20 protein-coding genes are annotated in these 20,937 nt (G+C 73.5%); 8 read left to right on the plus strand and 12 right to left on the minus strand.

The window, feature by feature from the left end; all coding sequences use genetic code 11:
• Positions 1-9: 9 nt before the first annotated feature.
• The 3 genes from ACFFHU_RS26305 to ACFFHU_RS26315 form a co-directional block, all read right to left on the minus strand.
• A complete protein-coding gene (locus tag ACFFHU_RS26305) occupies positions 10-1,437 on the minus strand; it encodes a hypothetical protein (protein WP_377342950.1) in 1,428 nt (475 codons plus the stop codon).
• Between the two features lie 199 nt (positions 1,438-1,636).
• Positions 1,637-2,899 carry a cyanophycinase gene (locus tag ACFFHU_RS26310; RefSeq protein ID WP_377342951.1) on the minus strand — a complete coding sequence of 421 codons (1,263 nt, stop codon included), beginning with the start codon at positions 2,897-2,899 and terminating at the stop codon, positions 1,637-1,639.
• 98 nt (positions 2,900-2,997) lie between these two features.
• On the minus strand, positions 2,998-3,825 hold the full coding sequence (locus ACFFHU_RS26315) for a DMT family protein (protein ID WP_377342952.1): 828 nt from the start codon (positions 3,823-3,825) through the stop codon (positions 2,998-3,000).
• Positions 3,826-4,075: 250 nt separating this feature from the next.
• On the opposite strand from ACFFHU_RS26315, the gene ACFFHU_RS26320 reads away from it, so the two are divergent.
• Together ACFFHU_RS26320 and ACFFHU_RS26325 are read left to right on the plus strand one after the other, a co-directional pair.
• Positions 4,076-4,972 (plus strand): thioesterase family protein, encoded by an 897-nt coding sequence (locus ACFFHU_RS26320; protein WP_377342954.1) that lies wholly within the window; start codon positions 4,076-4,078, stop codon positions 4,970-4,972.
• A gap of 43 nt (positions 4,973-5,015) precedes the next feature.
• The gene (locus tag ACFFHU_RS26325) at positions 5,016-5,900 is read left to right on the plus strand and encodes an aminoglycoside phosphotransferase family protein (RefSeq protein WP_377342955.1); all 885 of its coding nucleotides are present in this window, start codon (positions 5,016-5,018) and stop codon (positions 5,898-5,900) included.
• Between the two features lie 90 nt (positions 5,901-5,990).
• On the opposite strand, the gene ACFFHU_RS26330 is transcribed toward ACFFHU_RS26325, so the two are convergent.
• From ACFFHU_RS26330 to ACFFHU_RS26355, 6 genes are all read right to left on the minus strand, one after another.
• Positions 5,991-7,082, minus strand: coding sequence for a sensor histidine kinase (locus tag ACFFHU_RS26330; protein ID WP_377342957.1), 1,092 nt, complete (start codon positions 7,080-7,082; stop codon positions 5,991-5,993).
• A 10-nt stretch (positions 7,083-7,092) separates the two neighbouring features.
• Positions 7,093-7,812, minus strand: coding sequence for a response regulator transcription factor (locus ACFFHU_RS26335; protein WP_377342959.1), 720 nt, complete (start codon positions 7,810-7,812; stop codon positions 7,093-7,095).
• A 5-nt stretch (positions 7,813-7,817) separates the two neighbouring features.
• Positions 7,818-8,636 carry a VanZ family protein gene (locus tag ACFFHU_RS26340; RefSeq protein ID WP_377342960.1) on the minus strand — a complete coding sequence of 273 codons (819 nt, stop codon included), beginning with the start codon at positions 8,634-8,636 and terminating at the stop codon, positions 7,818-7,820.
• Positions 8,636-9,871, minus strand: a complete 1,236-nt coding sequence (locus ACFFHU_RS26345) for a serine hydrolase domain-containing protein (RefSeq protein WP_377342961.1) — start codon at positions 9,869-9,871, stop codon at positions 8,636-8,638. The genes ACFFHU_RS26340 and ACFFHU_RS26345 overlap by 1 nt, the downstream gene beginning before the upstream one ends.
• Before the next feature lie 133 nt (positions 9,872-10,004).
• Positions 10,005-10,832 (minus strand): oxidoreductase, encoded by an 828-nt coding sequence (locus ACFFHU_RS26350; RefSeq protein WP_377342963.1) that lies wholly within the window; start codon positions 10,830-10,832, stop codon positions 10,005-10,007.
• 94 nt (positions 10,833-10,926) lie between these two features.
• Complete coding sequence (locus tag ACFFHU_RS26355; RefSeq protein WP_377342965.1) at positions 10,927-11,751, minus strand: helix-turn-helix transcriptional regulator; 825 nt, start codon at positions 11,749-11,751, stop codon at positions 10,927-10,929.
• A 381-nt stretch (positions 11,752-12,132) separates the two neighbouring features.
• Between ACFFHU_RS26355 and ACFFHU_RS26360 the strand changes: the two genes are divergently transcribed.
• The 3 genes from ACFFHU_RS26360 (at position 12,133) to ACFFHU_RS26370 (ending at position 15,717) form a co-directional block, all read left to right on the plus strand.
• Positions 12,133-13,371, plus strand: a complete 1,239-nt coding sequence (locus tag ACFFHU_RS26360; protein WP_377342967.1) for an alpha/beta hydrolase — start codon at positions 12,133-12,135, stop codon at positions 13,369-13,371.
• The gene (locus ACFFHU_RS26365; protein ID WP_377342969.1) at positions 13,358-14,041 is read left to right on the plus strand and encodes a nitroreductase; all 684 of its coding nucleotides are present in this window, start codon (positions 13,358-13,360) and stop codon (positions 14,039-14,041) included. The genes ACFFHU_RS26360 and ACFFHU_RS26365 overlap by 14 nt, the downstream gene beginning before the upstream one ends.
• A gap of 116 nt (positions 14,042-14,157) precedes the next feature.
• Complete coding sequence (locus ACFFHU_RS26370; RefSeq protein ID WP_377342971.1) at positions 14,158-15,717, plus strand: MDR family MFS transporter; 1,560 nt, start codon at positions 14,158-14,160, stop codon at positions 15,715-15,717.
• Here the strand turns inward: ACFFHU_RS26370 and ACFFHU_RS26375 are convergent.
• The gene (locus ACFFHU_RS26375) at positions 15,704-16,783 is read right to left on the minus strand and encodes an NADPH-dependent FMN reductase (protein WP_377342973.1); all 1,080 of its coding nucleotides are present in this window, start codon (positions 16,781-16,783) and stop codon (positions 15,704-15,706) included. The two genes, ACFFHU_RS26370 and ACFFHU_RS26375, sit on opposite strands and share 14 nt — an antisense overlap.
• Positions 16,784-16,813: 30 nt before the next feature.
• Here ACFFHU_RS26375 and ACFFHU_RS26380 point away from each other — a divergent pair, with 30 nt between their 5' ends.
• Positions 16,814-17,278, plus strand: coding sequence for a MarR family winged helix-turn-helix transcriptional regulator (locus tag ACFFHU_RS26380; protein WP_377342975.1), 465 nt, complete (start codon positions 16,814-16,816; stop codon positions 17,276-17,278).
• A 75-nt stretch (positions 17,279-17,353) separates the two neighbouring features.
• Complete coding sequence (locus tag ACFFHU_RS26385) at positions 17,354-18,322, plus strand: SDR family NAD(P)-dependent oxidoreductase (protein WP_377342976.1); 969 nt, start codon at positions 17,354-17,356, stop codon at positions 18,320-18,322.
• A 13-nt stretch (positions 18,323-18,335) separates the two neighbouring features.
• Here ACFFHU_RS26385 and ACFFHU_RS26390 read toward each other — a convergent pair whose 3' ends face one another.
• Together ACFFHU_RS26390 and ACFFHU_RS26395 are read right to left on the minus strand one after the other, a co-directional pair.
• Positions 18,336-18,797 carry a MarR family winged helix-turn-helix transcriptional regulator gene (locus ACFFHU_RS26390; protein WP_377342977.1) on the minus strand — a complete coding sequence of 154 codons (462 nt, stop codon included), beginning with the start codon at positions 18,795-18,797 and terminating at the stop codon, positions 18,336-18,338.
• A complete protein-coding gene (locus tag ACFFHU_RS26395) occupies positions 18,794-19,174 on the minus strand; it encodes a hypothetical protein (RefSeq protein WP_377342978.1) in 381 nt (126 codons plus the stop codon). Before ACFFHU_RS26395 ends, ACFFHU_RS26390 begins: the two co-directional genes overlap by 4 nt.
• Positions 19,175-19,594: 420 nt before the next feature.
• On the opposite strand from ACFFHU_RS26395, the gene ACFFHU_RS26400 reads away from it, so the two are divergent.
• A complete protein-coding gene (locus ACFFHU_RS26400; protein WP_377342979.1) occupies positions 19,595-20,866 on the plus strand; it encodes an ABC transporter substrate-binding protein in 1,272 nt (423 codons plus the stop codon).
• Positions 20,867-20,937 lie beyond the last annotated feature (71 nt).

The raw sequence follows: 20,937 nt of genomic DNA on the forward strand, positions 1-20,937 counted from the left end.
CGGCGAACGTCAGGACCTGGCGACCAGGCAGCTGTAGTCGTCGGCGCCGCTACCCGCGTACGCCTCCAGGTCCAGGTAGTAGGTGGCCGATCCGGCCGCGGTGCGGGTGATCGTGACCGACTCGTCGGCGCCGGCGCCGTCGTTGACCGAACGGGTGAGCGTGCTGCCGGTCGAGCTGAGCAGGTAGAGGTCGGCGTCGTACGCGGCCGGCACGGCGCAGTTCGCGGTCAGCGTCTGCCCGCTGCCGAGGGTGAGCGCGAAGTAGTCCCGGTCGGTCGTGCTGCGCAGGTCACCGGTGATGGTGAGCGGGTACGTCGCGGCGGAGAGGTCGTTGGCCGTGCCGCGCGAGTCGTTGGGCTCGGCCTCGGCGTGGCTCGACCCGCCGGTCGGTGGCGGCGGGGCGGGGCAGTCGGTCGCCGGGGCGCCGCTGTAGGGGTCGGCGCTGACGACGCCGGCGGTCACGCTGCGCAGGTAGTAGCCGCAGCCGGGCCGGTTGGCGAAGTCGTAGGTCTGCCCGTCGGTGAGCTTCCAGACCTTGAAGTTCGAGTAGCTCAGCGGCTGCCCCGGGGCCGCCACCTCGGGCTGGTGGTCCCCGAGCACGACGTACGCGCTGGGTCCGCTCAGGGTGGCCAGCCCGGACCGGTCGAGGTACAGCGAGGCGCCCTCCTCGATCCCGACGCCGTACGCCTTGCCGCCGGCGACCAGGCCGTCCTTGAGCGCCCGCGCGACGAAGGCGAAGGTGCGGCCCATCCGGTCCCGGGTGACGAAGTGGGAGTCGTTGATGGTGTTGGCGTAGTTCGGCCAGCGGAACATCCCGGTGGTGAAGGTCAGTGACCGGTCGTACGGGTTGCTCAGCGCGGTCGCGGAGGTGGCGCTGGCGGTGCAGGCGTCGTACACGATGTCGCTGTTGACGTGCAGCCCGGCGCTGCCGCCGCCGACGCCGCCGCCCTTGGCCACCACCGACTCGACGGACGCCTCCAGCGCGGTGCCCTTCCACGCCACGTACCGGCACTGGTCGCCGCCGGCGAAATAGACGAACTCGGCGTTGCGGATGTCGGCGTTGACCTGGCTGTCGTTGCCGTCGGCGGCGGCGGTCAGGGTCAGCGTGGTGCAGGAGTTCACGCCGGCCAGCGCGACGATCGCGTCGCACTCCGGAGTGCCGGCGGCGGAACCAGCGAGGACCACCACGTCGATGCTGCCGGCGCCGCCGCGGATCGCGTCGATGGCCCTGGTCATGGTCGCGGCGACGATCCCGCCCGAGCCGTTCATCGTGTACGCCGGTCCGGACCAGGTGGTCCGGCTGACGTCGGTGCTGCTGCCCTGCCGGACCCGGGTGACCTGGGCGTGCGCCGCGGTCACCCCGATCGGGGCGATGGTGCTGAGGGCCGCCACGGCCGCCACCAGGAACGGTCGGCCGGTCTTCCGGAACGGATGCATGGTGCGCCTCCTGTCTCCGAGCCGCGAGAATCGCTGAAACAGAAGTTACATCCGACATCGCCATCGTTCAATACGTAACTTCTGTTACATCGATGGCGGTCGGGCACCCCGACCCGGCCCGGCCGCTCCGGACCGCGCCCGGGCGGGACCGCCGCGCCCGGGCCGGAGCGGCCGGTCCGGGCGCGGAACGGTCTGCCTCTCAGGCCGGCCGGATGGCCAGCACCGCCTCGACGAACGAGGTCGAGTCGCCCGAGCGGAAGCCGGCGAACCCGTGCCCCCGGGTCAGCTCGGCGGCGAACCGCGGCTCCTTCTCGTACGACGTGCCCGTCACGGCCGCGCACCCCGCCTGCTCGACCAGGCCCTCGGCGAGGGTGACCAGCGCGTAGTTGTAGAACACGTCGTCCGACGGCGGCACCGTGCACGGGCCGGCGACCGGAACGACCCGCCGCTTCCCACCCGCGATCACCGGCTGCCAGCGCTGCGGACGGTAACTGTCGCCCGCGGTGAGTCGGCTCCACCGCACGCCCTCGATACCCCACACCCCGCCGGTGCTGGTGACCCGCGCCCGGCGCAGGTCGAGCACGCTCACCCCACGCTGCCCGAGCACCCGCAGCTGCCGGTGCCCGGCGCCCACGCCGGTGACCTCCAGCGCGGTGTTCTCGTCCAGCCCGAAGACCCGGTCGTGCCCGGTGTCCGCGGCCAGCCGGATGGACCGCGCCTCCCGGCCCCGCCGGGAGAAGTGGGTGTCGAGCAGGCCGTCGGTGAAGAAGCCGAAGCCGCCCCTGGGCAGGTAGCCCAGCACGTCCGGGTCGTCGAAGTAGCCCGGCTTCGCCCCGTCCCGCAGCCCCGGCTCGGTCGAGCCACCGGTGATCATGTCCCGGCCGGCCATGATCTGGGCGCCGGCGCTGGTGCCGGCCACCACCGCCCCGCCGCGCAGCCGGCGCCGGACGGCGGCCAGCGCGGCCGAGTCCCGCTGCGCCGGTCCCCGGGTCATGGTCTGGACGTACCGGTACTGGTCGCCGCCGCCGAAGAAGAAGCCGGTCATCGAGTTGATCTGCCGGACCACGGCCGGGTCGTCGGCGGCCGACGGGCGGTCCAGGTCGATCGGGATCCACTCGGCGGCGGCCACGCCGTACGACCGGAACAGCTTCGTGTAGAACGCGCCGTTGCACACGCTGTTGTTGCAGTTCGGGTTGTCCGCGTCCGGGTCTTCGGCCGGGACCGGGGCGCCGGCCGTGAAGATCCCGATCCGGGCCGCCCCCCGACCACCGGCGAGCCGGACGATGTCGTCGTAGACGGCCGCGTTGTCGTCGGCCAGCGCGCCGCCGACCAGCACCAGGCTGCCGCCGGGGCGCCGATGGTCGGATGCGGATGCGGATGCGGATGCGGGGAGGGTTGGCGCGGCGAGCGCGATGGCGACCCCCGCGCTGACCGCCAGGGTCACCAGGCGGTTCAAGGGCATGACTGCTCCTCACTGCAGACCGTGAGGGCGGGCCGCCAGGAAGCGTACGGCAGCGCGACCCGCGCGACAACGGTCGTGCCGTACGGTCCCGATCGACGTCAGTCCGTGGCCGGCTCGCCGAACCGGGTCAGCCCGAACGCGCCGAGCAGGGCGACCGCGAAGCCGGCGACGGCCAGCGGGGCCAGTCCGGCGCGGGTGTGGTCGCCGAGCACGAGGACCCCGACCGCGGATGGGATCAGCGTCTCGCCGATCACCAGGCCGGCCGTCACCACGGTGACGGCGCCGCGGTGCAGTCCGTTGGCGTAGAACACGAACGCCAACACCCCGCCGGCCAGCAGCGCGTACCCGGCCGGGTCGCGGACCAGATGGCCGGGGGACAGGTCGGTGAGCACCCGCGCGGCCAGGGCCACCACCCCGAAACCCAGGCCGCCGCAGAGACCGAGCAGCGCCGAGCCGGCCGATCCGGGCAACCGGCCGGCGGCCATCCCGAGGGCGCCGAGCACGGCCACCGCGGCGAGCAGCACCCACCGGAAGGCGGTGCCGGCGGCGACCGCGCCCTCCGGGCCGGCCGACAGACCGAGCGCGGCCAGGCCGGCGGTCACGGCCGCGATCGCGGCCCACTCCCGGCCGCGCAGCCGCAACCCGAGCAGTGGTACGGCGACCAGCGCGGTGACCGCGAGGCTGGCCGCCAGGGCGGCCTGGACCAGGAACACGGGCGCGATCCGCAGCGCGGCGAACTGGGCCGCGAAGCCGCCGCCGTCCAGCAGCAGACCGCCGAGGAACCACGGCCGGCGCATCAGCCGGAACAGCAGGCCGGCGTCCACGCCGGTGGACGCGGACTCGGCGCCGGCCGCCCGGGCCTGCAGCACCGACGCGACGCCGTAGCAGACCGCGGAGAGCAGCGCGAACAGCAGACCCGGGGCCATGACCGATCAACCTACCGGCTGGGCCGGCGGATCCGGTCAGGCGCGGCGGAACAGGTCCGCCTACCGCGGCTAGCCGGCGCGCTGGGCGGGGTTCCGGGTTGGACCGTCGTCCGGTGACATAGACACTGTCTACGAAGTCCGGTAGACAGTGTCTATGTCACGTCGCCGGCCGGCGCTTCGTCCCAGCGCCGGCGGCATCCGGCGGCATCCGGCGCTCCGGCGCTCGGCCGGCCGCCTCGGAAGGAGCGAGATGACGCGAGAACCCGGTGTGCTGCCCCGCCCGGGCGCCCAGGGCACGAGCTTCGACGACGCCACCGCGGTCGCGCCGCGGCGTACCGAGGAATCGGTCTTCGACGCCGTCCTGGACGGCGGGTGGGCGGTCGGCGCGGGCATCAACGGCGGCCTGGTCGCCGCGGTGGTGGCCCGGGCGCTGTCCGCCGAGCTCGGCCGGTCGGGCCACCGCGACCCGCTCGCGCTGAGCGCCTACTTCCTGTCCCCCTGCCGGCCCGGCCCCGCGACCGTACGCACCGAAACGGTGCGCGCCGGCCGCGGCCTGTCCACCGGCGCGGCGGTGCTCAGCCAACCGGGCGAGGACGGCGCGGCGGTGGAGCGGCTGCGGGTGCTGGCCAGCTACGGGGACCTGGGCGCGCTGACCGACGAGGTCCGGACCACCGCCACCCCGCCGCCGATGCCCGGCCCGGACGAATGCGTGCCGGCGGACCAGGCGCCGGCCACGTTCCTCGACCGCGCCCCCGTCATCCGGCGGCTGGACCTGCGGCTGGACCCGGCCACCGTGGGCTGGGCCGTCGGGCAGCCGTCGGGGGTCGGCACGATCCGCGGGTGGTTCCGGCTGCCCGACCGCCGCGAGCCCGATCCGCTGCTGCTGGTCTTCGCCGCCGACGCCCTGCCGCCGACCCCCTTCGACCTGGGCATCTTCGGCTGGGTCCCGACGGTCGAGCTGACCGTGCACGTGCGGGCGCGACCGGTGGCCGGCTGGCTGCGGGTCAGCCACACCACCCGCAACCTCGCCGGCGGGTTCCTGGAGGAGGACGCCGAGATCTGGGACGAGGCGGGCCGCCTCGTCGCCCAGTCCCGGCAACTGGCCCGCGCGCCCGGGGCGGCCCACACGTACACCCCGCCGGCGTGACCGCCGGGGCGGCCCCGTCCGTTCCTCGATAGATTGGCCGCCGATGGACGAGGTCACGATCGACCGGGAGCTGGTGCGGTCGCTGCTGGCCGATCAGCATCCCGACCTCGCCGGGCTGGAGCTGCGCCCGGTGGACGGCGGCTGGGGCAACGTGATGTGGCGCCTCGGCGACGAGCTCGCGGTGCGGCTGCCCCGACAGGCGGACTCCGGGGACGGGCTGCGGGCCGAGCAGCGCTGGCTGCCCGCCCTGGCGAAGCGGCTGCCGCTGCCGGTGCCCACCCCGGTACGGGTCGGCGAGCCGTCCCCGCTGTTCGCGCGGACCTGGACGGTGACCAGGTGGGTGGCCGGCGTACCGGCCGATCTGGAGCCGATCGGCCGGCCGGCCGCCGCGGAGGTCTTCGCGGAGTTCCTGCGGGCCCTGCACGGCCCGGCGCCGGACGAGGCCCCGACCAACCCAACTCACGGCGGCGCCCTGAAGACACACGCGGACGGCATCGAGCACTGGCTGTCCGTGCTCGCCGCCGACGGCCGCGCCGCCGCGGCGCGGCGGGTGTGGGCGGACGCCGTTTCGGCGCCGGAATGGGATCGGACGCCGACGTGGATTCACGGCGACCTTCATCCGGCCAACGTCCTCGGCACGGACGGGATGCTCACCGGGGTGATCGACTTCGGCGAGCTGTGCGCGGGGGATCCGGCCGCGGACCTGGCGGCGGCCTGGGTGCTGCTGCCGGCCGATACGGCCGTACGGTTCCTCGACGCCTACGGCCGGGCGGACGACGCGATGGTCCGCCGCGCCCGCGGCTGGGCCATGCTGCGCGCCCTGGTCCTGATCAAGATCGGGCAGCAGTGGGAGCAGGGGGCGCCCGGCGGCAAGCGGACCTGGGGGCCGGCCGGTCAGGCCGCCCTCGACCGGCTGCTGGCGACCTGACCGCGGTGCCGAGTCCGAGTTTCAGAACCGCGCCTCGCCGGACCGGCGTCCTGGCCCGCCGCGGTCCGGCGAGTCCTTGTGACGCACCGCCTACGGCGCACCGGGAAGCCGGACCGTCACCAGCAGACCTCCGGCGGCGCCGGGCGCCAGCTCCAGGCTTCCGTCGTGGGCCCGCACGATGCTCTGCACGATGGCCAGACCGAGGCCGACCCCGGCGTGCCCGTCGACGCGTACCCGGTCGGTCCCGCGCCGGAACGGCTCGGTGAGGGTCGGCACCAGGTCCGGCGGAAGCCGGCGGCCCGTGTTGGCCACCCGCAGCACGCCGGCGCCGCCGCGCGCCTCGGTGTGGATCGTCACCGTGCCGTCGGCGGGCAGGTTGTGCACCACCGCGTTCTGCACGAGGTTGGTCACCATCCGCAGCAGCAGCTCGGCGGAGCCGCTGGTCCGGGCCGGTCCGCCGGTGACCTCCAGGGTGATCCGGCGGTGTTCGGCGACCGGGAGCAGCGTCTCGGCGGCCTCCTCGGCCAGCAGCGACAGGTCGACGATCTCCCGCGTGAAGCCGCCGCGCTCGCCGCGGCTGAGCAGCAGCAGGGCCTCGGTGAGCTCGATCGCCCGGGTGTTGGCGTCATGCAGGCGTTCGACCAGCTCGGCCCGATCCAGCCCGGGATCCTGCCTAGCGACGTCGAGCAGCGCCCGCGAGATCGCCAGCGGGGTACGCAGCTCGTGCGAGGCGTTCGCGGCGAACCGCCGCTGCTCGGCCACGTGCGACTCGAGCCGGTCGAGCATCGAGTCGAACGCGTCGGCCAGTTCCCGGAACTCGTCGCGGCGGCCCCGCAGCCGGATCCGGTGCGCCAGCGACCCGGTCCCGGCCAACCGGGCCGCGTCGGTGATCCTGGCCAGCGGCGCGAGCATCCGGCCGGCGAGGATCCAGCCGCCGCCGAGTCCGAACGCCAGCAGGAACACCAGCACCGCGCCGGCCCGCGGGGCGAAGACCTGGAGCAGGGCCGACCGGACCGGGAAGACCCCGGGGGTGGGCAGGGGCGTGTCGCCGGCCGCGGGGATCAGCAGCGCCCGGTCGGGGACGTACCGCAGCAGGAACACCCACACCGTCGCGAGCAGCAGAATGCCGGCGACCATGAGGAAGCCGGCGTAGCTGAGGGTGAGCCTGACCCGAACGCTCAACCCCGGCGCCCTATCCACGCCCGCCCGCCCCGGCGCCGGCCTCGCCGCCGGTCTCGCCGTCAGCCTCCGGCGGCGCCTCGATGCGGTAGCCGACCCCCGGCACGGTGGCGATCAGCCACGGTTCGCCGAGCCGCTTGCGCAGCGCCGAGACGGTGATCCGGACGGCGTTGGTGAGCGGGTCGGCGTTGCCGTCCCAGGCGCGTTCCAGCAGGTCCTCCGCGCTCACCACGCCGCCCTCGGCCGCCACCAGGACCTCCAGCACCGCGAACTGCTTGCGGGTGAGCGCCACGTAGCGCCCGTCCCGGAAGACCTCCCGGCGGAACGGGTCGAGCCGCAGCCCGGCCAACTCGCGGACCGGCGGCCGGGCGTGCCCGCGGCGGCGATCCAGCGCGCGCAGCCGCAGCACGAGTTCCCGCAGCTCGAACGGCTTGGTGAGGTAGTCGTCGGCGCCCAGCTCGAACCCGGAGGCCTTGTCGTCGATCCGGTCGGCGGCGGTGAGCATGAGGATCGGGATGCCGCTGCCGGCGGCGACGATGCGCCGGGCCACCTCGTCACCGGACGGACCCGGGATGTCGCGGTCCAGGACGGCGAGGTCGTAGGAGTTGACGTCGAGCAGTTCCAGCGCAGCGTCGCCGTCGCCGGCGATGTCGGCGGCGATCGCCGCCAGCCGCAGACCGTCCCGGACGGCCTCGGCCAGGTGCGGCTCGTCCTCCACGATCAGCACACGCATGGCACTCAGTCTGCCGCCGCCGGCGCCGGTCCCGCCCCCGGCCCCGACGCCGAGCCCGGTCTCGCCGCCGGGCCCGCCGCGGGCGCCGCTGTCGCCGCCGGTCCGGCCGGCTCCGCCGCCGGTCCGGCCGGCTCCGCCGCCGGCGCCGGCACGGATCGGGCCCGGTCCGTCGGCCTCGGCGCCCGTGCCGGGGTACGCCACCAGCGGCGCGACGCCAGCCCGAACAGCGCGGCGCCGGCCGCGTTGACCAGCACGTCATCCACCGACGACACCCGGTCCAGCCGGCAGACGTACTGGGCCGTCTCGACCAGGACGGAGCAGCCCGCCCCGAGGGCCAGGACGCGCGGCAGGGACGCCAGGGCCGCGAACCGCAGCGGGGCGAAGAACCCCAGCGCCGCGAAGATCAGCAGGTTGCCGCCGATCCCGAGCGGCCCCATGGCCATCAGATCGCGCAGCGGGACCAGGCTGACCCGGCCCGGCACCACGCCGGCCCCGGGTCCGGGCATCAGGGTCATCCACAGGAACGGCGCCGTCCCGTACACCATGCCCACCTCGGCCAGCGACCGCCGCCACGCGCCGGCGCCACCGGTGGCCCGGCGGCACAGCGCCAGGGCGGCCACCACCAGTGCGGCCACCGGCAGCCACACCAGCATCATGAGCAGCAGGCCGTTCTCCGTGTCGTAGCAGCCGTGCCACCGGCCGGCCCGGCATGCCGGAGCGGCCATCAGCAGCGGTCGCCGTACCACGAAGGCCGCGCCCGCCAGGCCCAGGATCACCAGGCCGACGAGCACGGTCCTGCGGGTACGCGCAAGCGGCGCGGACATCAGCCCCCCGACCCGTCGTCGGGCGCGACTCCCGTGACGGCCTGAATCTCCTGCCCGATCACGTCGACCAGCGACACGCCGTCGCTGTTGCCGAGGATCACGCCGACCCAGCCGGTGTCCGGGTAGATGCTCCAGTTGGCGCCCACCCCGGGATTGCCGCCGGCGCGCTCGAACATCCACTGTCCGCCGATGATCTGCGCCGACGGCCCGTACGTGGAGAACGAGCCGGGACTGTGCGGGAACTTGGCCGCGGTGAACACCTGGGCCCAGTGCCGGTCCAGCAGCGTGCCGTCGCCCAGCGCGCGGGCGAACCGGACCAGGTCCGCGGCGGTGGCGAAGCCGCCGTCCCCGGGGGCGTCGATGAAGGCGCGGCCCGGGTTCCGGTCCAGGACGTACGGGTACGGGCTGCCCTTGTCCAGGTTGCGCAGGGCGTCGACCTGACTGCCGTCGGCCAGCGTCATGTAGGGGTGCGCGATGCGCGGGTCGGCGAGCCACCGGGGTCGGGTGTAGAACCCCGAGCCGGTCATCCCAGCGCGCCGGAAGATGTTCTCCTCGACGTACTCCCAGTAGGTCCGGCCGCTCACGGCCTCCACGATCATCGCGAGGATCGGGACGATGGGGCCCACGTGGTCGGTGTCGGGAATCCCCGGGGTGCCCGCCAGCGTCGCCTGCCGGGCCCACCGCCCGTAGTAGTCGCGCACCTCCTCCCGGCTGGTGAAGACGCGTCGCACGTCCTCGTCCGGGCTGTTCAGCCCGGAGGCGCCGGAGAGCAGGTGGTGAATGGTCACCCGCTCGGCGACGTCCGGGGCGAAGCCCGTCAGGTGGCGGCCCACCGGGTCGTTCAGCCAGAGCCGGCCCTGCTGGGCCAGTTGCAGGATGGCGATGGCGTGGAACGGCTTGCCCGCCGAGCTGAGGGTGAAGGCGGTGCTTTCGTGGTTGCGGATCCCCCGCTCCCGGTCGGCCATGCCGTAGCTGCGGGACAGCACCGTCCGGCCGCGGTGCGCCAGCAGCACCACGCCGGAGAACGTGCCGGCGGCGGCCAGCCCCGCCACGTACCGGTCGTACGCCCCGCCGGGCCGGGTGTCCGGCGGGATCCGGTCCGTTCTGGCCGGATCGGCGTTGCCGGTCCCGGCGGTCAGCAGCGACGTGCCGGCCCCGACCACCCCCGCGGTGGCCAGCCCGGCCCCCTTGATCAGCCGACGCCGGCCGATGCCGCGCCCCGAATCCGCATCCATGATCTCGTCCTTCCCCGCTCGACGGCCCGGCGCGCACGGGTGCGGCGCCGCGGTTGTCCCCACTGAACACGCCGGGCTGTTGCGACGGCGTACGCGTTTTCCGATACGCCGCCGATACACCGCGCCGCACGAATCAGTAATCGGTGGACAGGGCCAGCTCACGCCACTGGTCGAGTTCCTTGGCGACCGAGGTCAGTTTGTCCTCGACGAGGCGGACACAATCGCTGCCCAGCTGCAGACGTACCGGCGGTTCGGCGGTGGCCACGACGTCCCTGATCGCGATGGCCGCCCGGGTTGGGTCGCCGGGCTGTTTCCCATCGCCGGCCTCAACCGCCTGCTGCAGCGCACCGACCGTGTCGCCGTACGCGGGAATCCTGGCCGCGGGCCGGCGTCGGCTGCCTGCAGCGAGGAACCCGGTGCGGAACGAGCCCGGTTCGACGACGGTCACCCGAATGCCGAGCGGGGCGAGTTCGCTGCGCAGCGCCTCGCTGATCGCCTCGACGGCGAACTTCGACGCGCTGTACAGGCCGCGTCCGGCGCTAGACGCGAATCCTGCGCTGGACGAAATGTTGACGATCCGGCTGCGACCCTGGGCGCGAAGCGCTGGAAGGGCCGCGCGAAGCACATTGAGCAGCCCGAACACGTTGGTGTCGAACAGTTCGCGCGCCTCGACGTCGGTGATCTCCTCGATCGCGCCGAACAGCCCGTAACCTGCGTTGTTTACCAGCACGTCTATGCGGTCGAATCGGTCCAGGCCAGCCGCGACGGCCGCGGCGGCCTGCTCCGCGGCCGTGACGTCCAGCCGCACCGCCAGCAGGGCGTCACCGGCGTCGGGAAAAGCGTCCATGACGTGTTGCGGATTGCGGGCCGTCGCGATCACCTGATCGCCGGCGGCCAGCGCCGACGCGACCAGCTCACGACCAAAGCCGCGCGCCGCGCCGGTGATGAACCAGACAGACATGTCGCCTCCAGGATCCGTGGCGGAATTTCCGGATCCGACGCTAGCGACCGTCGCATCGGACTGGGTGGCCGTGCCACACCCACCCAACCGCTTCCTACGGTCGGGCGCGGAGCCGGTCGATCGCCCGATCCTCCGGGCTGCCCCGCTCGGCGTGGTAGACGACAAGGTGCTGGCCCGGAGCGTCGGCGACGGTGAGGTTCTCGAACCGCATCGACAGCCGGCCGACCTCCGCGTGCTCGAGGTGCTTCACCGTTGCCCGCTTCGCGCGGACCTCCTGACGTGCCCACAACCGAGCAAAGTCGGGACTCCGCGGTGCGAGTGTCTCCACGAGCTCGACCAGCCGCGGGTCGCCGGGGTCCGGGTTCTCTGCGCGTAGCGCCGCCACACATCCTTCGGCGATCACCGCCCACTCTCGATAGAACACCCGCGCCTCCGGCCTGAGGAAGATCGCGCGGAGCAGGTTGGTCTCCGCTCCGATCCAGGAGAACAGGGCCGCGCCGAGCGCGTTGGCGGCGAGCAGGTCCAAGCGCCTGCCGTACAGCAACGCGGGTGTGTCGGGCCACGCGTTCATGAGGCTGATCAGCCCATCGGCGGCCGTATCGGCGCCGTCACTCCGGCGCCGTCCTGACGCCCCGGCGGCCGCCAAGCCGTGCAGGTACGCGGTGGCCTCGTCCGCCAGCCGCAAGGTTCGGGCGAGCGCGTTCAGGACGTGATCAGACGGGTGTCGCTCGCGGCCCTGTTCCAGCCGGACGTAGTAGTCGATGCTGACGCCTGCCAGCATCGCCACCTCCTCCCGGCGCAGCCCCGGCGTCCGGCGAGTGCCGGTCGGGATGCCATGTGACTCCGGCCGCACGAGTGCGCGCCGAGCCCGGAGGAATTCGCCCAACCGGGCGGTGCTGCCAGACTCGCTCATGGCCATCCAATCCGTGCTCGACCGTCCAGGACCTCGACAGCTGATTACCCCGTGTCGGGCCCGACCCGTCCCCGTGGGCTCGACCGGCACCGGGCCGGGCAGGGTGCGCGGCGCTTCACATGTCGAGCAGGTCGGGGGTGAGGACGGGGCCCGGGTGGTGTCGTGGTCTCCGGTGGCGATACGCAGACCGAGGCCAATGCCGCCAGCCTCACCCGATGCGGGTCCCGGCGTCCAAGACCTGCTGCGACCGGCGCAGACCCGCGGGGTATCGTCCGGGCGTGGATCTGCCGTTGCTCCGCTCCTTCGTGGCCGTGGCGCAGGAGCGGCACGTCCGGTCGTTCCCGCGGGTGGCCGCCGAAGCGTTCCGACCGCCCGCGGGCGCCGCGGGTGCGTGCTGACCGGGCCCGGCGTGGTCGGCCACGCCGGATCCTGACCGCCCTGCTCGTGCTGGCGTCGGCCGCGTTCGTCGCGATCGGCGGGTACGTGGGCTACGTGTCGGTGCGGCACGCCCGGCCCGTCACGCTGCCCGCGCCGACCGGTCCGTACCCGGTCGGCAGGGTCCTCGAGGACTGGACCGACGACGCGCGCGTCGACCCGCTGGCCCCGCACCCCGGAACGCCACGCGAGCTGTCGGTGTGGCTGTGGTACCCGGCGGCGCACGCCGCCGACCGGCCGGCGGCGTACACGCCCGGGCCGTGGCGCGGCCTGCACCTGCCGGGCCTGCCCGGTCTGGCCGAGACCAGCTTCGACGCCGTACGCGACCACGCCTTCGACGGCGTGCCGGTCGCCGCCGGGCGGTTCCCGATCGCGGTGCTGGCGCCGGGGCTCGGGTTCGCGGCGCCGCAGTACACCGCGCTGGCGGAGGACCTCGCCAGCCACGGCTACCTGGTCGCCGGCCTCACCCCGACCTACAGCGCGAACCTGACGATCCTGCACGGACGGCGGGTGCCGGCCAGCCCGGCCGGCAATCCGGCATCGTTCGACGCGGCGGACCTGCACACGGGCGCCGCGCAACAGGACGGCGACCGGCTGGTGCGGGTCTGGGCCGCCGACGCCCGGTTCACCGCGGCCCGGGTGGCCGCCCTCGACCGGGCCGGCCCGTTCGCCGGGCACGTCGACCCCGATCGCCTCGGCTACCTGGGGCACTCGTTCGGTGGGGCCGCCGCCGTGCAGGCCTGCCACGACGACCCGCGCTGCGGCGCCGCCGCCAACCTCGACGGAACCCAGTACGGGCCGGTCGTGCGGACCGGACTGGACCGGCCGAGCCTCACCATCGCCAGCGGCGACTCGTGCGTCACCGGCACCTGCCGAGCCACCAGCGCGGCCGACCGGTCTGATCAGACCACCGCCCGCGCGTTGCTGGCCGCGGGCGCCGGTCCCGCCTGGTGCTACCGGATCACCGGCGCCCGGCACTTCAACTTCACCGACTACGCGACCTACTACCTCGCCGCGCCGCTGCGCAGCCAGCTCGCTCTCGGCAGCATCGACGGCGGGCGTGGACTGGCCCTGGTCGGCAGCTACCTGACGGCCTTCCTCGACCACACTCTGCACGGCCGGGACGAGCCGCAGCTGACCGACCCGGGCGCGGACCACCCGGAGATCCAGGTGCAGCATGTCGCGCGATGAGGTCGCGAGGGATGTCTACGAGGCCGTGCGGACGAGGCAGTCGATCCGGCGGTTCACCGATCGGCCCGTGCCGCGGACGGTCCTGCGCCGGGTGCTGGCGGCGGCCGCCAACGCGCCGTCGGGCAGCAACCTGCAACCGTGGCACGTCTATGTGCTGTCCGGAGCGCCGCTGGCCGACCTGAAGCGCCGGGTGGCCGAACGGATCGCCGTCGGCGATTCCGGCGACGATCGCGAGTTCCCCGTCTACCCGCCCGAGCTGCGCCCGCCGTACCCGGAACGGCTGGCCGCGCTGGGGGAGGCCCGGTACGGCTCGCTCGGCATCGCCCGCGACGATGTCCGGGCGCGGGCCCGGGTCCGGGCGGAGAACTGGAACTGCTTCGGGGCCGGCACGGCGTTGTTCTGCTATCTGGACCGGGACATGCCGGCGCCGCGCTGGTCCGACGCCGGCATGTACCTGCAGACCGTCATGCTCCTGCTGCGGGCCGAGGGTCTGCACAGCTGCGCCCAGGAGGCCTGGGCGGAGTACCACCGCAGCGTCGGCGAGGTCATCGCCCCACCCGCGCGGCGGATGCTGTTCTGCGGCATGTCGATCGGCTTCGCCGACCCGGCGGCGGCGCATCCGCGGGTGCCTCGCGCGCCGTTGGCGGAGACCGTGACGTTCCTGGACTGAGCCGGTCCGGCCGCCGAGTGGCACAGGTCTCATGGGTGGACGGGCCCGATGCGGGAATGGTCCTGCCGGCGAATAGTTGACCTCGAGGGCCAACCGCCCAGCGGAGGAGTGCGTGCATGGTGGCGACATCGGCGGCCGGCGGCGGTCCGGGCCCGGCGGGCACCGGGGACACCGGCCGGCGGGTCGGGTTCCGGTCCGACCGCGGCCCGGTGCTTGCGGCGGTCATGCTGAGCACGGGCCTGGTCGCGCTGGACTCCACGATCATCGCCACCGCCGTACCGTCGATCGTCGGTGACTTCGGCGGCTTCGCGCAGTTCCCCTGGCTGTTCTCGATCTACCTGCTCACCCAGGCCGTGACGGTGCCGATCTACGGGAAGCTGGCCGACTCGCTGGGCCGCAAGCCGCTGATGTTCCTCGGCATCGGGTTGTTCCTCGTCGGCTCGATCCTCTGCGGCGTCGCCTGGAGCATGCCGGCGCTGATCGTCGCGCGTGCCGTCCAGGGCATGGGGGCCGGGGCGGTGCAGCCGATGAGCATGACGATCGTCGGCGACCTCTACACGGTGCAGGAGCGGGCCCGGGTGCAGGGCTACCTGGCCAGCGTGTGGGGCATCTCCGCGGTCATCGGCCCCACGCTCGGCGGCGTCTTCTCCGAATACCTGTCCTGGCGGTGGATCTTCTACCTCAACCTGCCGCTCGGCGCGGTGGCAGCGTGGGCGCTCGCGCGGCACTTCACCGAACGGGTCACCCGTACCCGGCATCGGCTGGACTACGCCGGCGCTGCCCTGCTCACCACCGGGTTCGGGCTGCTCATCCTGGGGCTGCTGGAGGGCGGCGTGGCCTGGCGCTGGCTGTCCGCCCCCAGCGTGCTCATCCTGGCGGTCGGCGTCCTGGCGCTGGCCGCGTTCCTCCTGGTGGAGCGTCGCGCCGCCGAGCCGGTCATGCCGCTGTGGGTGTTCGGCCGCCGCGTTCTGATCGGGGGCAGCCTCACCGCGCTGTGCGTCGGCGCCCTCACCATCGGCCTCAGCTCCTACCTGCCCACGTACGCCGAGGGGGTGCTCGGCGCCAGCGCGCTGGTGGCCGGCTTCGCCCTCGCGGCCATGACGGTGGGCTGGCCGCTGGCGGCCAGCCTCGCCGGGCGCATCTACCTGCGGATCGGCTTCCGCAACACGGCCCTCATCGGCGGGGTGTTCGTGATCACCGGCGCGGTGCTGACCACGCTGCTCGGGCCGGACTCGACGGTGTGGGCGGCCGCCGGGGCGGCGTTCGTGCTGGGCGTGGGGCTCGGCCTGACCGCCAGCCCGACCCTGGTGGCCGTGCAGTCGGTGGTCGGCTGGGACCGTCGGGGCGTGGTGACCGGGGCCAACATGTTCAGCCGGTCGCTGGGCAGCGCGGTCGGCGCCGCCGTCTTCGGAGCGATCGCCAACGCCACCCTCGCCCACCGGTTCGCCCACCCGCCGGCCGGCGTCCGCGGGCAGCTGCCCCGGCACGCCGACGCCAGCAGCGCGGTGCTGGGCGGGCGCGGGGGGTCCACCGAGCCGGCGGTGGCGGAGTACGTCCGCCGGTCGCTGTACCTCGCCACCCACCACGTCTTCATCGCGCTGGCCGTGCTCGCGGTGCTCGGGCTGGGCGCGCTGGCGCTGATGCCGCGGCGCAGCGAGCAACTCACCTTCGACTAGCCGGCCGAACTCCGACGTCCTTGGCCAGGCTGAGAATTCCGTCCGGGCCGGCGGGGGAGACCGGCCGGTAACCCTGGCCACGGTACAGCTCGATGTTGCGCAGGCTCTTGGCGCCGGTGAACAGCACCATCCGGCGTACGTCCGGCCCGGCGGCCTCCTCGGCGACCCGCAGCAGCCGGCGGCCCAGTCCCCGGCCGCGCTGGTCGGGCACGACGGCGAGCCGGCCGATGTGCCAGTCGGCGCCGTCGGGGCGGGTGCGGACCATGCCCAGCAGCCGCCCGTCCAGCCAGAGGCCGGTGGCGTCCCAGCTGGCCAGCCAGTCGCGTACCTCCGGGACGGACTCGTGCAGCGGCGGTATCGCCATCGTGTCGTTGGCCACGGCCTCCTCCACCCAGCAGCAGCGTTGCAGCACCGTGACCTGTGCGGCGTCGTCCGGGGTCAGTCGCCGCAGGTAGGAGCCCGGCAGCGGGCCGGGCGGCGCGCCGGCGCTGTCCCGCATCGGGCGCAGGGCGTGGGCGAGCCGGACCAGCTCGTCCAGTAGGGCGGTGCCGGCGGCGTCCCGTACCGGGTCCGGCCGGAGCCGCCCGTCCCGGGCCGCGTCGCCGATCCGGATCGCCACCGTGGCGCCCAGGGGCACCAGGCGCAGCGTCGTGACCACCTGCTTGGCGTGCTGGACCGATCGGGTGCCGGCCGAGGTGTTGCCGTAGCTGACGAAGCCGATCGGTTTCCAGGCCCACTCCCGGCCGAGGTAGTCGAGCGCGTTCTTCAACGCGGCCGGCATCCCGTAGTTGTATTCCGGCGTGACCGCGACGAACCCGTCCGCGCCGCCGACGAGCTCGCTCCAGCGGCGGGTGTGTTCGTGCCGGTAGCGCCCGGATGAGGGATGGTCCTCCTCGTCGAGGAACGGCAGGTTCAGCTCCCCGAGACCCACCGGTACGAGGTCGACGTCCAGCTCCGCAGCGCGGTCGGTGACCGCGTCGAGCAGCCACCGCGCCACGGCGGGGCCGAGGGCCTTCGGTCGGGTGCTGCAGGTCAGGACGAGGACGCGGAGCCGTTTCGTTGACATGGAAACGAAGGTAGCTGGTAGGTTGTTTACATGTCAACGAAGACGCCCGTACGCTGGCTCAGCCCCGCGGAGGAACGCGCCTGGCGGGCCTTCCTGCGGATCATGGTCGCGGTCCGCGCCGGCACCGCACGGGACCTGGCCGACCTCGGCCTCTCCTGGGCCGACTACGAGGTGCTGAGCACCCTGTCGGAGCGCCCCGACCACACCAGCACGCTGGGCCGGCAGGCCGACAAGATGGGCTGGTCACGCAGCCGGCTGTCCCGGCACGCGACCCGGATGCAGGCGCGGGGCCTGCTGCGCCGCGCCCCGGATCCCACCGACGGCCGGGGCTGCCTGCTGGTGCTGACCGCGCAGGGCCTGCGGGCCCTGGAGGATGCCGCGCCGACCCACGTCGAGTCCGTGCGCCACCACCTGCTCGACCGGCTCACCCCGGCGGACCTCGCCGCCCTGGAACGGATCGCGCGGCGCCTGGAACAGCCTCCCGGACAGGAGTGACCGCACGCTCGGGCTCGGGCTGGGGCTCGGGTGAACCTTGACCTCGAGCGCACGCGAAGTCGTACGGTCGGCGGTATGACGACGCCTCAACACAAGATCGGATCCGGCTTCGACGAGCACAGCACGGCGGCCGAGGTGCTGCGCGGTGTCGACCTGGCCGGGAAGGTCGCGGTGGTCACCGGCGGCTACTCGGGAATCGGCCTGGAGACCACCCGCGCGCTGTCCGGCGCCGGGGCGCAGGTCGTGGTGCCGGCCCGGCGGCCGGAGGCGGCCCGCGAGGCGCTCGGCGACCTGCCCCGGGTCGAGGTGGACGAGCTCGACCTCGGCGACCTGGACAGCGTCCGCGGCTTCGCCGACCGGTTCCTTGCCGCGGACCGCGCGATCGACATCGTGATCAACAATGCCGGCATCATGGCCTGCCCGGAGACCCGGGTTGGGCCGGGCTGGGAGGCCCAGTTCGCCACCAACCACCTGGGGCACTACGCGCTGGTCAACCGGCTGTGGCCGGCGATCGCCCCGGGCGGGGCCCGGGTCGTCGCGCTCTCCTCCGCGGGACACCGGCGCAGCGGCATCCGCTGGGACGACGTGCAGTTCGAGCGCGGGTACGACAAGTGGGCCGCGTACGGGCAGTCCAAGACCGCGAACGCGCTCTTCGCCGTACGGCTCGACGAGCTCGGCCGGGACGTCGGGGTACGGGCGTTCGCGGTGAATCCGGGCGGCATCCTCACCCCGCTCCAGCGCCACCTGCCGCGGGAGGAGATGGTCGAGCTGGGCTGGATCGACGAGGACGGCAGGCCGTTGAACCCCGGCTTCAAGTCTCCGGAGCAGGGCGCCGCCACCCAGGTGTGGGCGGCCACCGCCGAGCGGCTGGCCGGCATGGGCGGGGTCTACTGCGAGGACTGCGACATCGCCGAGCCGGCCGGCACCGACCCCAACAGCATCCGCGGCGTCCGCGACTGGGCCGTCGATCCGGCGCAGGCCGAGCGGCTCTGGCGGCTGTCCGCCGACCTCACCGGGGTGGACGCCGTCGCCGCCCACCGCTAGCGGCACGCCGGTGTCAACGACGCGCTGGTGCGACCGAGCCGCCGATCGCGGCGGACCGGGTGATGAGGTCGGCCATCGCGTTGCGGAAATCATCCCGTTGTTGCTGGTCCCATCCCGCGGTCAACTCGGCGAAAATCCTCTCCTGCCATGCGTGAGCGTGCCGTAGCGCGGTGCGGCCGGCCGGTGTGACGGACACCTCGCGCCGGCGGCCGTCCGACGGCGCCGTCGTGATCGTCAGGTGGCCGGCGTCGACCGCGCTCCTGATCAGACGGGATGCGCCGCTCTGGTCGATGCCGATCTCGTCGGCGACGGCGTTCACCGTGGCGGGCTCGGCCCGGCCATTCAGGGCGGCGACCGCCTCGGTCACCAGCACCAGCCTGCCCTGCTCGGCCAGCGCGGCGTCCCCCACGCCCGCGCGACGGGACCAGTGCCGCACGAAGGCGAACAGGAGCTGCCCCGGCCCCGCCGCGCTCATTCGGTGGCGGCCATCTCGCGGCAGATGTAGGCCAACTCGAGGGCCGAGGTCAGATCGGGTAGCCGCAGCGCGGCCGTGACCCTCGCGCCCGCGACGCGGAACACCGTCGCCACCCGGGTGGGAGTATCGGCGCCGGGCCAGGTCGCGTCCTCCTCGACCACCATGAGCCGCTCACTGATCGGGTGCCAGGAGCGCGGCACGAGCCGGATTCCCGACCGATCCACCCAACCCGCGAACTGATCCGGTGTGATCGGACCCGCGCCCCTCGGGCCGAGGACGACGACCGGGTCACCGACCGCCGCGGCCGAGCGGGCGGGGTCACCGGCGTTGACGCTGGCATGCCATTCGTGGATGGCGTCTTCCAGTTCCGACTGCACGGGCAAAGTGTATGCGGATCGCATACACTTGGCCAGCACGTCGGTGGCGCGCGGAGTAAGCAGCACTCATCGGCGCCGACCGACGCCGACAGAGTCAGACTCTGTGCTGACGCCCGGGGGCACCGTGCCCTCCGCCGGGCTGCGCTCCGGGCGCCGTCGCGTCTCCCCGGTGGGTGGCGATCACCCGCGCCGCAGGTCGTTGACGAACCCCCGGGCATTGAGTACGGTCGATGTAGATCGATGTTTCAGATTTGAGTCCCGCGGCTCAGGGACGAACTCGCCGGTGCCGTCGGGCACGTCCGGGCCGCGGCTGGGGCGGTCGCATCGCCACCGCTTTTGATCCGGCCGCATCCGGTCCAGGCCACATTCATCCGGATCGCCGAAGCCGCCGCAGCGCACCATCACCGCATGGAGGGCCGCGTGAAGCGTGTCATCACCACCGTAGCTGTCCTCGCCACGGCCGTACTGCTGGCCTCGGGCTGCTCGCCGGGTTCGGGCGGCAATTCCGCCTCGTCGGACCCGAAGACGTTCGAGTTCTGGTCGTTCACCGCGATCAACCAGAAGGCCGACGTGGACGTCTACACGAAGGCCCACCCGGACGTGCACATCAAGCTCACCGAGGTGGGCAGCACGAGCGAGACGGCCCAGGCGCTCACCACCGCGCTGGCCGGCGGAAAGGTGCCCGACCTCGTGCTGATCCAGGGCGACGACCTGCCGAAGTTCATGCAGGCTCCGGACAACTTCGTCGACCTGAACACGCTGGGCGCCGACAAGATCAAGGGGGACTACCTCGACTGGGTGATCAAGCAGCCGACGACCGGGGACGGCAAGATCATCGGGATACCGACGGACGTCGGCGGCCTGGCGGTCGCGTACCGAACCGACCTGTTCAAGGCCGCCGGTCTGCCCACGGACCGGGAGGCGGTGTCCAGGCTGTGGCCGAACTGGGACGCGTTCATCGAGACCGGCAAGCGGTACGTCCAGGCCACCGGCAAGCCGTTCCTGGACAACACCCCGACGAGCGTCTTCTTCCAGGCGGTCAACCAGGGGACCGAGCGCTACTACGACGCCGACCACAAGCTGTCGTACGACAAGAACCCGCAGGTCAAGGCCGCGTTCGACCTGACGTTGAAGGCGTTCGCGGCGGGCATCTCCGCCAAGCAGTCCTCGTTCGCCGCCGGCTGGACGGCGGGTCTGGCCAAGGGTGACTTCGCGGTGGTGTCGTCGCCGTCCTGGATGCTCAACCAGATGAAGACCAACGCCCCCGGCACCGCCGGCAAGTGGGACATCGCCACCATCCCCGGCGGCTCGGGGAACTGGGGTGGCAGCTTCCTGGCCATCCCCAAGCGCGCGAAGAACCCGCAGGCGGCGTGGAACTACATCGCCGAGATGCAGTCGCCGGCAGGCGAGCTCGCGCACTTCCTGTCGCAGGGGTCGCTGCCGACGACGCCATCGGTCTACTCCGACCCGAAGCTCGTCGGCAGGACCGACCCGTTCTTCTCCAACGCGCCGATCGGCAAGATCTACACCCAGTCCGTGGTGGGCCTCAAGCCGTTCTACATCGGCCCGGAGGACGGCACCATCGGCACCGAGCTGCTCAACACGCTCACCAGCGTCGAGCAGGGCAAGGTCGCCCCGGCCAACGCGTGGAACACCGCGCTGACCAACGTCAAGAACGCCATCGGCGGCTGATCGGACGACGGGGCGCGTGGCGGTCGGTTCGACCCGACCGCCACGCGTCGGGAAGGTGACCGATGTGACCA

Origin of the sequence: Plantactinospora siamensis, assembly GCF_042434095.1 — a bacterium.
Classification (GTDB): Bacteria; Actinomycetota; Actinomycetes; order Mycobacteriales; family Micromonosporaceae; genus KBS50.

Excerpts from the sequence above, each read along its gene's own strand:
- ACFFHU_RS26340 (WP_377342960.1), bottom strand. The coding sequence starts at position 8,636 with ATGTCCGCGCCGCTTGCGCGTACCCGCAGGACCGTGCTCGTCGGCCTG.
- ACFFHU_RS26370 (WP_377342971.1), top strand. The coding sequence starts at position 14,158 with ATGGTGGCGACATCGGCGGCCGGCGGCGGTCCGGGCCCGGCGGGCACC.
- ACFFHU_RS26345 (WP_377342961.1), bottom strand. The coding sequence starts at position 9,871 with ATGGATGCGGATTCGGGGCGCGGCATCGGCCGGCGTCGGCTGATCAAG.
- ACFFHU_RS26385 (WP_377342976.1), top strand. The coding sequence starts at position 17,354 with ATGACGACGCCTCAACACAAGATCGGATCCGGCTTCGACGAGCACAGC.
- ACFFHU_RS26320 (WP_377342954.1), top strand. The coding sequence starts at position 4,076 with ATGACGCGAGAACCCGGTGTGCTGCCCCGCCCGGGCGCCCAGGGCACG.
- ACFFHU_RS26365 (WP_377342969.1), top strand. The coding sequence starts at position 13,358 with ATGTCGCGCGATGAGGTCGCGAGGGATGTCTACGAGGCCGTGCGGACG.
- ACFFHU_RS26335 (WP_377342959.1), bottom strand. The coding sequence starts at position 7,812 with ATGCGTGTGCTGATCGTGGAGGACGAGCCGCACCTGGCCGAGGCCGTC.
- ACFFHU_RS26390 (WP_377342977.1), bottom strand. The coding sequence starts at position 18,797 with ATGAGCGCGGCGGGGCCGGGGCAGCTCCTGTTCGCCTTCGTGCGGCAC.
- ACFFHU_RS26305 (WP_377342950.1), bottom strand. The coding sequence starts at position 1,437 with ATGCATCCGTTCCGGAAGACCGGCCGACCGTTCCTGGTGGCGGCCGTG.
- ACFFHU_RS26310 (WP_377342951.1), bottom strand. The coding sequence starts at position 2,899 with ATGCCCTTGAACCGCCTGGTGACCCTGGCGGTCAGCGCGGGGGTCGCC.
- ACFFHU_RS26350 (WP_377342963.1), bottom strand. The coding sequence starts at position 10,832 with ATGTCTGTCTGGTTCATCACCGGCGCGGCGCGCGGCTTTGGTCGTGAG.
- ACFFHU_RS26380 (WP_377342975.1), top strand. The coding sequence starts at position 16,814 with ATGTCAACGAAGACGCCCGTACGCTGGCTCAGCCCCGCGGAGGAACGC.
- ACFFHU_RS26375 (WP_377342973.1), bottom strand. The coding sequence starts at position 16,783 with ATGTCAACGAAACGGCTCCGCGTCCTCGTCCTGACCTGCAGCACCCGA.
- ACFFHU_RS26325 (WP_377342955.1), top strand. The coding sequence starts at position 5,016 with ATGGACGAGGTCACGATCGACCGGGAGCTGGTGCGGTCGCTGCTGGCC.
- ACFFHU_RS26355 (WP_377342965.1), bottom strand. The coding sequence starts at position 11,751 with ATGGCCATGAGCGAGTCTGGCAGCACCGCCCGGTTGGGCGAATTCCTC.
- ACFFHU_RS26315 (WP_377342952.1), bottom strand. The coding sequence starts at position 3,825 with ATGGCCCCGGGTCTGCTGTTCGCGCTGCTCTCCGCGGTCTGCTACGGC.